General features: G+C 40.0%; 9 protein-coding genes. 3 read left to right on the top strand and 6 right to left on the bottom strand.

Annotated elements, in window-relative coordinates; all coding sequences use genetic code 11:
- A complete protein-coding gene (locus ACO1O5_RS13900; RefSeq protein ID WP_486271191.1) occupies positions 1 to 831 on the bottom strand; it encodes a carbon-nitrogen hydrolase family protein in 831 nt (276 codons plus the stop codon).
- A 314-nt stretch (positions 832 to 1145) separates the two neighbouring features.
- Here ACO1O5_RS13900 and ACO1O5_RS13895 point away from each other — a divergent pair, with 314 nt between their 5' ends.
- Positions 1146 to 3578 carry a T9SS type A sorting domain-containing protein gene (locus tag ACO1O5_RS13895; RefSeq protein WP_486271189.1) on the top strand — a complete coding sequence of 811 codons (2433 nt, stop codon included), beginning with the start codon at positions 1146 to 1148 and terminating at the stop codon, positions 3576 to 3578.
- Between the two features lie 158 nt (positions 3579 to 3736).
- On the opposite strand, the gene ACO1O5_RS13890 is transcribed toward ACO1O5_RS13895, so the two are convergent.
- Positions 3737 to 4129 carry a Dabb family protein gene (locus ACO1O5_RS13890; RefSeq protein ID WP_486271187.1) on the bottom strand — a complete coding sequence of 131 codons (393 nt, stop codon included), beginning with the start codon at positions 4127 to 4129 and terminating at the stop codon, positions 3737 to 3739.
- A gap of 158 nt (positions 4130 to 4287) precedes the next feature.
- Positions 4288 to 6573: a M1 family metallopeptidase gene (locus ACO1O5_RS13885; RefSeq protein ID WP_486271185.1), complete on the bottom strand. Its 2286-nt coding sequence runs from the start codon at positions 6571 to 6573 to the stop codon at positions 4288 to 4290.
- A gap of 289 nt (positions 6574 to 6862) precedes the next feature.
- Between ACO1O5_RS13885 and ACO1O5_RS13880 the strand changes: the two genes are divergently transcribed.
- Entirely contained in the window at positions 6863 to 7753 is an 891-nt protein-coding gene (locus ACO1O5_RS13880; protein ID WP_486271183.1) for a T9SS type A sorting domain-containing protein, read from the top strand.
- 21 nt (positions 7754 to 7774) lie between these two features.
- On the opposite strand, the gene ACO1O5_RS13875 is transcribed toward ACO1O5_RS13880, so the two are convergent.
- The 3 genes from ACO1O5_RS13875 to ACO1O5_RS13865 all read right to left on the bottom strand — a co-directional run bounded on the left by ACO1O5_RS13875 (position 7775) and on the right by ACO1O5_RS13865 (position 10140).
- Positions 7775 to 9097: a porin family protein gene (locus ACO1O5_RS13875; protein WP_486271181.1), complete on the bottom strand. Its 1323-nt coding sequence runs from the start codon at positions 9095 to 9097 to the stop codon at positions 7775 to 7777.
- The gene (locus ACO1O5_RS13870) at positions 9087 to 9671 is read right to left on the bottom strand and encodes an RNA polymerase sigma factor (protein ID WP_486271179.1); all 585 of its coding nucleotides are present in this window, start codon (positions 9669 to 9671) and stop codon (positions 9087 to 9089) included. Before ACO1O5_RS13870 ends, ACO1O5_RS13875 begins: the two co-directional genes overlap by 11 nt.
- Before the next feature lie 100 nt (positions 9672 to 9771).
- On the bottom strand, positions 9772 to 10140 hold the full coding sequence (locus ACO1O5_RS13865; RefSeq protein WP_486271178.1) for a cupredoxin domain-containing protein: 369 nt from the start codon (positions 10138 to 10140) through the stop codon (positions 9772 to 9774).
- Between the two features lie 345 nt (positions 10141 to 10485).
- On the opposite strand from ACO1O5_RS13865, the gene ACO1O5_RS13860 reads away from it, so the two are divergent.
- Positions 10486 to 11037: ABC transporter transmembrane domain-containing protein (locus ACO1O5_RS13860; protein WP_486271175.1), on the top strand; the 552-nt coding region annotated here is incomplete at its 3' end.

Raw genomic sequence — 11037 nt, 5'->3', positions numbered from 1 at the left:
TCAAATAGTATTATAAATCCCGTGCTTAAATCTTTTTGCCAGTAACCCTGTAGCCAAAGCAGTATCGATATTTTCAACTAACACGCCTTCTATGCCATAAGGCTGGTGAGCAATACATTTGCCGTCGGGAGCAATTAATGACGTAGCAGATTCCTGGAAACGCATGGCATAATTTACGCTGGCAAAGTAAATGGTATTTTCCATTGCTCTCATCATCATCGCTTTTTCATAATAAGGATTTCCCTTATTTCCCCATTCAACAAGTTGTGGTCCGTTAGTATCACTGGCGGTACACTGTGGGTGAAAAACAATTTTTGCATCATGTATGGCTGCCCACCTAACTGACTCAGGATAGCGGAAGCCTTCATGGCAAATTGTAATACCAAACTTTACACCATTCACTTCAAAAATATTTCGTTTGTTGCCGGCTTTCCATTTATTGTCCTCGGTTGGGTCCAATTGGTTCTTGGTTTGATATCCTAACACCTCGCCGGTATTTGAAATTACACAGGCCACATTATAAAGTTCACCTTCTTCATACCAATCCATTGGTAAAATAACAGCGATAGAAAAAGCAGCTGCTATGTTGCAAACCTGCGTTAGTGCCAATTGTAATTTTTCCGGAGACACTTTTTCAACTTCATATTCTCCCAAAGGATAGCCGGGAAGATACGACTCTGGAAAACAAATGATTTCAGCCTCTTTACCGGCTGCATCTTTTACTAGTTTTTTTATTTGAAAGATTCCATCATCTATGGATTCAGGAAAGGGTGGGGATGCCAATGCAATTTTCATGTTACTATAAAAATGAAGAATGAAGGTACAGTACATTTTATCACTTTTCAAGATGGCTAATGAGATTTTGAATCCTTGGACGTATCATAGGAGTCCGGAATTGTGAGTTAATTCTGGGTGCTGCAAGTCCCTGCGAAACAGTTCGACATGCCGACGGGCAAATGAAATTATTGGCAGGAACTGTTTATCTGCAGGGTTAATGCCTTGCCTCAAGAATTTTTATTGCTAATGATTTGAAATAGACCCGGCAAATAATAAAATGAAAGTATAAACGTTTAGATGCAATGTAGAAATTTTTGGAATTTTTAAAAAAAATTGCGCAAAGACTTATTTGTTATAACATTAGTAAATTGAACTATTTCTCCACCCATATTGAAAGCAGGCGTGCAGTAGTTTGTGCCGTTTTTAGAAAACTTACGTTCACTTTATTCAAAAATGCTGCGTTATTTATTTCATTTCTATTGCTGACCAAACAATGCCTGGTTGCGCAAACCGGATATATTTACGTGCATGCAAAAACAATCAGTGAAGACATTAATCAATCCTTTACTTTTTCTGTTACAGGCGGCAGTACGGGTGTACCTAATTTCACCCTGTTAGATCAAAATCTAAATATTGAACCAACGGATATCGGGGCAGGACATGGAACCGGTGGCGGAGAACTTTGGGTGGTTACGGGTGCCACACGAGGAGCCGACGGCACTGTATATCACAGGGCTGCCAACAGTGCCATATGGAATGCTGTTTCCGGTCAAACCGGCTCAGCCATTGACGGTGCAGACCTCGGGCACTTTGTATTGATTCGTTCTAACGGTGACGGATACGTGTACAACGGAAGTTCCTTTATTAAATTTTTTGACCACTCAACTTATACAACGGCGGTAGATATTGCTAACAACGGTAGTATCACTTCGGGTGCAGGATATACGGCAATAGTGGGTTCTAACGGCCACGTGTATAGGTATACAGGTAACTACAGTACTACTTTTACATGGACAGATATTACACCGGTTGATAAGTCTGGCTTGACTTTTAAACGGCTCGATGTAGATCCGGCCAATAACGATATCGTATTAAATGATGCCGGAGGTTATGTAACAAAAGTCAATTCTTCCGGTGGTGGTTTAGTTTATTACGGTCGTGGCGGTAGTACTCCGTCACAACTTTGTGATGTAACTATTGATGATAACGGAACAATCTATGCAGTGGAAAAAGACGGCCAGGGCATGGATGCCGCCTACCGGTATAACGGCACAAGTTGGGATGAAGAACCTGAAACTGGACTACATTATTTTCTTACATGTAGTAATAATGGCCAGGTATGGATAATAAAAGGTAATACAGCTGCACAATCATCTTCTTTTGCTAACCAATCTACGATCTACACCAGGACAGGTGATGGTTCAGGAACCTGGCTGGATGACGAGCGGGTAGTGACCACTCAAAATGGTAATTCAATTACGATCCCGGTAAGTCCGGGAACTTATACCATAACAGAGGCTAATCCGGTTAATTGGAATTTGCAGAAAATAGATTTATACGATTCTGCCTCGGGAAGCTCTACGAATATTGCTACCAATAAAGTTACAGTAGTCGTAAGCGCAGGACAGGTAGTGCATGCAGTATTTACCAATGGGATAGTCGCACCGCGGGCAATACCTTCGAATTGCGGAACTGACAACTCTATACAGAATTTTGGGTCTGGTGTAAATCCCAGGGGTAATGCGTTATCAGGACTGACCGATTTTCATTTTTATAGCAATGCAAGCTACAATACAACACCGGATGGTTATTATTCTCTAACCCAAAATTCATTGCAATGGGGTAATGCCACGCTTACCGATCATAGCGGGCTCGTCGGAGGTTATTTTCTTATGGTAAATGCCTCTTATGCACCAAACGAATTTTACCGGCAAAGAGTTACAGGTATGGCGCCGGGAGCTACTTATAACTTTACATTCTGGGCTGCCAACCTTTCGCCAGGTTCCCCTTTACAACCTAATGTACTTGCCGGCATAACAGATACGGCATCGGGTGCCACATTGGGCTCCGTAAGTACCGGTCCGTTACCAACCGATAATGGATGGCATCAGTATACATTCTCTTTCAAAGCTACGGTTACTACAGGAGATCTTTTTCTCCAGAATAATGCACCAGGAGGATTTGGTAACGACCTTGCCATAGACGACATCAACCTCAACCAGGTATGTAACTCTGTCCTGGCAGTTGGTTTAACTAACTTTAATGTTACGAATCACCTGAACCATCCGTTGCTTACGTGGGCACTTGGCCCCAGTCCTGATCTCAATTATTTCGAAGTGGAAAGGAGCACCGATAAAGGTGCAACGTGGAAAATGATTGGCATTGTAATGGGATCGGATGACAATACCACCGAACAGGATTATGTGTTCAAAGATGATCATCCTGAAGATGGAATAAATTTATATAGATTGAAAACAGACAGCAAGACCGGGGCCTTCGTATATAGCGCTGTAAAACAAATTGAGATTTTAAATTTAGTGACCTTATCGGTATTCCCAAACCCCGTTGGCTCTGAAAAAGTACTCAATGTGCAGTTGTCTAAACTTGTTCCGGGAACATACAAAATAAGCCTTGTATCCTCGGCAGGTCAGTCGGTAAAGAAGATAACCTATAAAGCCGTGGGTGCCGGCACTGTTTCTTTGCCCATTTCAACAGCAGCCATTCCCGGAGGTACTTATGTTCTCACAGTAACTGGGAATAACCAGCAATTTTCAAAGCCAATCGTTATTGAAAACAAATAGCCCTTCTCTTAGGAAAAAATTGATTTGACAATTTGCGTTTAGTATTAGCCGTTATGAACGTGATACGGGAAAGTAAGACGTTAAAAAGCCGCCGCATATCCCATACGAAATATTTTTTAACAGCAAATTAGTACGGGACGAATTTTAATTACTACGAGTTACTTATTAACCCAATAATCAACAACAGTTACGTCATCAGCAATAGGAAGTGAAATCTTAAAGAGTCTTGTATACTCCGGATTTTTTGAATAACTCTTCATATCCTCCTTAGATGCAAAAGTGGTGGCATATATATGTTTCACAACTCCCGTATCGCGGGCGGAAACATTTACCCCCAATTCAAAGTCCTTTACAAAAGAACTTTTTGACAAGTCAGTGTACACGTTGTCCAATGCTTTAATGCTGTCTGCAGGCGCATCTGGTTTAAAAGTAATAATAACAATATGCCTTAAAAGATTGGAAGATGAATTGTTTGTTTGCGCATTGCTGTTGTTTTGAAATAACAGCGTTGCTGTTATAAACATCAAGAGGGTAAAAAATATTTTTTTCATGTCCGGAAATTTAGGAGCGGTAAGCTACAAATAATTTTATTAATTCTCTACCAGGATACCGGCGATCCCAATTCTGCAGTGTTAGTTAACCGTTGGGTTCTGAAATTTTTGAAAAAATACACTTAATTGTTAAGTGAAGCGCACATTAATAATAAATTTTAATCCATCTCACTCACTCTCTTTACTCCAACATAATACATCTTCTCAATCTCCTTCGCATTAAATAATGCTGCCTGGTCTTTGGTAATATCAACTGTTTTCCAATCTGTACCGGGAAATATACTCAGGTTGTTATAACCATTCATTAAAAATAACGGCAGGTTAAAACCTTCGATGCAATTGGCATAACGGTAGGAAACTTTTTTACCATCGGGCTTCATATAAATTTCCAGTTGTGGTATTTGTGGGTTTCTAAGATACTGGTCAAATACTTTGCTGAAATTAAAGTGCGCATGATCGATTATATATTTTTCTACTTGGGCAGAAGTAACCGTTTGGTGGTAAAAGGTTTTATTCAAACCCCGTAATATATCTCTGAACAAAGAATCATGATGCATGCTGTGCCTGATCGTTTGCAACAGGTTCGAACCTTTACTGTACATATCGCCGTTCCTGATACTTATATCATCATTTACGCCATAGTAACCAATTACAGGAAAAATATTTTGAATCCCTTGCCTGCTTCCGACAGTATATTCATTGCCGGCGTCTTTGCCATAATAATATTCGGTGAATAATGTTTCGCTATAGCAGGTAAAGCCTTCATGCACCCACATGTCGGCAATATCGTTGCTGGTAATGTTGTTGCCAAACCATTCGTGACCGCTTTCATGAACAATAATGTAATCCCATTTTAATCCCCATCCTGTACCCGACAGATCATGTCCAAGATATCCGTTCATGTACTTATTGCCGTAAGCAATGGCACTTTGGTGTTCCATACCCAAATAAGGGGCATCCACTATTTTGTAGCCATCTTCATAAAAAGGATACGGCCCCATCCAGTATTCATGAGACTTAAGCATCCTGTGTACTTCGGGAACCATATGTTCTTTGGCTCTTTCAAGATTATAATTCAACACCCAATAATTTACATCCAGCTTTCCTTTTTCTCCCTCATATACTTCACTCATGTTAACATATTTCCCGATGTAAGGAATCATGTCGTAATTGTTGATCGGGTTCACCACCTGCCAGCTATAAGTCGTGGTTCCGATGCCGTTATTATTTTTCGAGTATAGTCGTCCGTTAGCAACGCCAACTAATGTATCCGGAACAATAATGGTTAGTGAAGCGCCGCTGTCCGGTTCATCGCTTTGAATGTCTTTGCAGGGGTACCAGATACTTGCCCCGATACCCTGGCATGCAACACTCATCCACGGGTTGCCGAGACTGTCGGTGGTCCATACCCAGCCGCCGTCCCACGGCGGGTTAACGGCCTCCACAGGCTTACCTTGATAATAAATTAATACTGCGCCAATAGATGATTTCTTTTGACCGGGCACAGCAACGTGCCACACATTACCATCCTTGTTGAATTTTAATTTTTGGGAACCATTAAAAAGTATGCTGTCAATTACCAGGGGTTCCTGCAAATCAATTTGCATAAAACCCGGCATGCTGTCGGTAATTACCTGGTATTTAATTTCGTTGCTTCCGCTAATGGTTTTGGTGGTATAGTCGGGCTTAACAGTTATGGCGTAATGCAACACATTCCACCAGGCTCTTTCAGCGGTTATGCTTCCACGTAAGGTATCGGCTCTTGTAAATTTGCTCAATATGGATTTATTTAAATAAGCTAATAGTTGGTCACTTACGGAAGGATCAACTTGCCTGTAAACATAACCTCTAAAAAGTCTTCCCATCGACGTGTCGGCGACTACCCTGCCTGCAGTCACTTTTTTTAGCTCACTTTCAAACACCTCATCAGCGTCATTAAATAATTTTATACTAGTGCCAATGAAGTAAGTTTTTTCATCAGCCGTTAAGGTTTTCATATTCTCAATAAAAAAGTGCAAATAGTTTTGATTGAGATTTCCCGATGCTTCCAGCTTTGCTTTTGCATACGCAGACAATTCGGTGATGCCCGCTTTTTTATAAGGCGGATATGCACCAGGCATGCTGCTGAATACAGTATCAGCGTGCTGCAGTTTTTTCCAGTCACCGGTTATAAATTCACACATAGCCCTCATTCTTAATAAGAACACCTGTGTGTTGATATCTGTAATATTATAGCGATTTAAAACGCTGTCGCAATGCTTCAATTCAAGAGTGGCGGTTTTCTGCATCCATGAATCTACCTTCGCTTTATAACCGCTTTTCAGTGCAGTTGTTGAATAGGTTGCCAAGGGCAAATCTTCAAATGAATTTATCTTTTTCTTCTGTGCAGACGACGGCTGGAACACAAAAATCACCGGTATCAAAAGGAGTGCACTCTTTTTCATATGAACCATTTCGCAGCAAAATAATTATATTTTGGGTACGCTGAACAACTTACTTAAAAGCATTTATTGACTTATACCTCTTATCAAAAAATAAGAAATACCATCTTTTTTGTAATAGGAGCAAAACAAAGCACACCCGCAGGATAATCTTGCGATAAGGATTGGTTAATCTCTGGCAACCTTGCAATGATCACTTTCGTTATGTTTATTGCGCCAGCAGGCTGAAAAAGAAAATCCACAGTGGTGCAATATCACCAACTGATTTCTAAAACCTTACAAAATTTATTTTATGAAAAAAATGTTACTCGCCTTATGTTGTTTTATCAGCATACATTCTTATGCCACAACATGGACCGTAAATGTGGATGATTTTCAATTTTCCCCGGCAACACTTAATGTTACCGTGGGAGATGTAATACATTTTGTATGGATTAGCGGAACACACACGACCACGTCAGTTTCAGTACCTGTTGGAGCAAACTCGTGGAACTCTCCAATAGATTCAAGCAATCACACTTTTGATGTTTCTGTTGCGACAGCAGGCACCTATTCTTATCAATGTAATTTTCATGCTTTCCTTGGTATGACAGCAACTTTCACTGCATCCGGTGCCTTGCCTGTAACTCTTTCTGCATTTAATATTACTACAAAAAATAACAGCCCGCAATTATCATGGTCAACGGCATCCGAAATTAATGCCGACCATTTTTCAATCCGGAGAAGTTTTGACGGAAAAAATTTTAAAGAAGTTGGCACATTACCTGCAAATGGCACGTCGTCATTTGTGAAACAATATTCTTTTACTGACGATAAATTGCCATCATCAGTAACATATGCGTATTATGAACTGGCAACTATTGATAAGGATGGAGCGATACAACTATCACCAATCAAAATGTATAAAAATAATTTAGCACTTCCGCGGCTAATTATATCGTTGTCGCCAAACCCGGTTGGATCCATGGGTCATGTAACCTTGCAATATAATTCCGATTCACGGGGCATTATGAAGGCAACTTTAATTGACATGCAGGGAAAAATAATTTTAGAAACGACGCTATCTTCAGAACCCGGCATAAACAATGGACACATCCATTTAATGGGTTTGGCGCCGGGCATTTATACACTTCATTTTATGCTTAATGGCATGAGCGAATCGTACAGGTTGGTGAAAGACTAACGGTGTGGTCGCGTTGATAAATTATCTGAAAGGTTTTACATTAACCGAAAACAGCACTCCGGCGCTGCTCAGTTTTATTTTGCCAACTCCAATACCGGTAACCGGCAGCTTGATATATGGTTCTGCGGAGATTGAAAGCCTCTTGTTGATCTTGCGCTCATAACCGGTTGAAAGATCTACTATTGAAAAGTAGTGTTTGTTCTTATTAGAGACTGTATAATTATCGGTATAGGTAGTTCCTCCGGGATATTTATATAGATAATCATAAGATTCTTTTTTCATAAAATAAGAAGATAATCCTGCAGATAAAAACCATCCGCCATTTTTTGTACTGGCAAAATGATAAGTTGCTAAAAGAGGTATTTCATAAACTTTGCAATTTGCGTCTACACTTTGCAGGTAGTTATTATAATAAGAACCCTGGGCATGATAGTCATTGGCGCCCACGGAGTATATTTTCTTCGAAATAAAAAACCCGGTACGCAAAGTAAACTTATGCGAAATAGCATAGCCTAACTCCATTCCGTATTGCAACGTAATCTTTCCGGTGTTATCCAATTTGACAGCGCTTACGTCAGGGCCAGCAGCAGCGCTGATTATCCAATAGCGTTTAAACTGCTTATTATCTTTTTTTAATGCCTTGGCGATAGCATTGTTTTTTGCGGTGTCTTTCATATTGCTCCCGCCCGTAACACTGGTTTGCCTTTTGTTATGAAGACTATCAATCTTATTTGTGGCTACAGTCTTATCCGTACTTGATATACCAGCGGTCGTATTATCCGGGACAGGAGTTTTAATATTTCCGGCAGGCATTTCTGCTGATGTCTTTTCCGGGACCTCATTTGTAGGCGAACTCCCTGCGATAGCAACGATCGTATTTTTATGTTCATGTTTAAGTAAAGGAATATGGCGGGTAAGCGATGAATTTTGAATAGAGCCATTACTATTACCCGCGATTTTTCCGGGACTTGTTTTACCGGGTAAATTATTGGTGTTGCTGTTTACTTGTTTTTGCGCCGTATTCTTTTCGCCCTCTGTCACAGGTTGCTTCAGTTCATGTGCTTCAGGTGTTTTCACCGGCGATGTTTTTGGCGCCGTTGAGGCCGAATTTGAAGAGATTGGAACGGTTCCGGGACCCTTGAATTTATATCCTACATAAATTCCAACGATCGGAATAAGGGTGAGCAGTATTAGAAAAATAATTCTTCTCTTATTCTTTTTTTGTGGAAGATGTTTGTCGAGCAGGCGCTCCATATCGGCCCATGAAGCTTCATCATAAGCTGGCTGGTAACGCTCCGAGGCTTCCTGTATTTTTCTTATTATTTCGTCATCATCATCCGGCATTGTTCGCTATAAGTTTTTTTTTATCGTTTTTTAAAATTTTTTGCAGTTGCAGTTTTGCCTTGAAAAGATTTGACTTGGAAGTGCCTACAGCAATTCCTAACTGGCTCGAAATTTCTTCATGACTGAAACCATCTACAATAAACATATTGAGCACCGTTCTGTAAACCGGGGAGAGATCGCGGATTGCGAGAATGATTTCCTCGTAGGACATGGAATCAAGTACACTCTCTTCCTTCGAAGGTATAGACATGAGGTTGTTATCCCCATCAGTAGTCATATTTTGTTTGTAGTATTTCCTGTTATAGTCAATGGCGCTGTAAATAATTATTTTTCGTATCCAACCTATAAAAGAGTTCATTTCATTTTCATAAGAAGGTTTGTATCGATGTATTTCTTTGAATATTTTAAGAAAGCTATCATTATATATTTCCATGGCATCTTCCTTCCCCTTTGTGTAACGTTCACAGATAGCCATACCATACCCATAGAAAGAGATGTACAATTTTTTTTGACTCTCCCTGTCGTTCGTCATGCAACGCTTGATGTGTATTTTAAGATCTTCAGCAGATATCAATTGATATTAGTTTCAGGTTACTATCGAAATATTTTGCTTTTAATTTGCCCCTGTTAAGATAAATCTTCCTCCTAATAATTAAAATTTTTCCGCTTTATATTTATTGGGTTACCACCAATGTCGCCTTCATGCCGGAATGGATGGTGCAATGGTATGCAAAGGTGCCTGGTGTCTTGGCTGTGAAGCTAAAACTGGCGCCGCTTGCGAGTGTGCCGCTATCGAAGGTAGTTCCATCGTCGGACGTAACGGTATGGGCTACACCATCATTATTTTTCCAGGTTACCGTAGTACCTGCCTTTACAGTAAGTGTTGCCGGGCTAAATGCCATGGCGGCGATAGATATTGAATTGCCGGTCGGTGGAGGATTTGAGCCACCGGTTGTTGTGTCCTTGGATTTACTGCAGAACCAGTTTATTAAAACGATGAAAATAGCAGCTGCAAGAAATACAATAATTCTTTTTTGTTTCATGATAAGGGTTTTAAATTTTAAGTAAATGCGGATTGGCCACCTATCGGCATATAGTTTTCAAATTTCAAAAGCATAGGGCCGGATTAAAAGAAAAAGTCCAGGTAACTTTTTGATGACTCCGCTTTATTATCATTTAAATCGGGTATATTTAATTGAAAGTTGCTTCGGCATAAAAAAAATTTTTACTCTTGCCTCAATCGGTTACCAGAACATTTCGAGAATAATTTATTTGGTGTCAACTTTATTACCTTTTTTTATTCATTCCTTTAAGTATTGTGACCGCAAATTCAAGGATTAAATCACCTCAATAGTTTTGTATATTTACCTATGCATTAATTTTTTAAAATGTATCGTTACCAACAAAAGATGCTGCTGAGCCGAAATGGATTTCGAAAAAAAATTGAATCTTTAGGTAGTCCTTCAGAAAAGCAAACTTCTTTTCTGGGTTTAATCATTTGGGCAATTAGCCTGTCCCGCCCATACAAGAAACTTGTTATAGTTATTTTGTTCGCAATGTTGTTCGAGACATTGATTGGCCTGGCAACACCCTGGCCACTGAAAATAATAATTGATAATGTAGTTGGCCACCACGCATTGCCGGGGGCACTTGCATGGATGGATGCTTTTTTTCCTGCGGAAAAGAAAATACAACTGGCAGCAGTTGCCGCTCTAAGTTTCATTGCTATCACGGCCATTGGCTCTTTCGCTGGTTTTGTTGACAATTATTATAATGAAAAGGTAGCTCAGTACGTGGCCGACGACCTGCGAAAAAAAATGTATCACCATTTGCAGCATCTCTCCTTGTCTTATTACGATTCGCATCAAACAGGCAAATTGTTAAGCACTATAACGGCAGACGTTTCTACCATACAGGATTTTGCCTCGGCAACTTTGTTA

This window comes from Ginsengibacter sp., from assembly GCF_057362405.1.
This window is presented reverse-complemented; position numbering and strand designations above follow the sequence as displayed.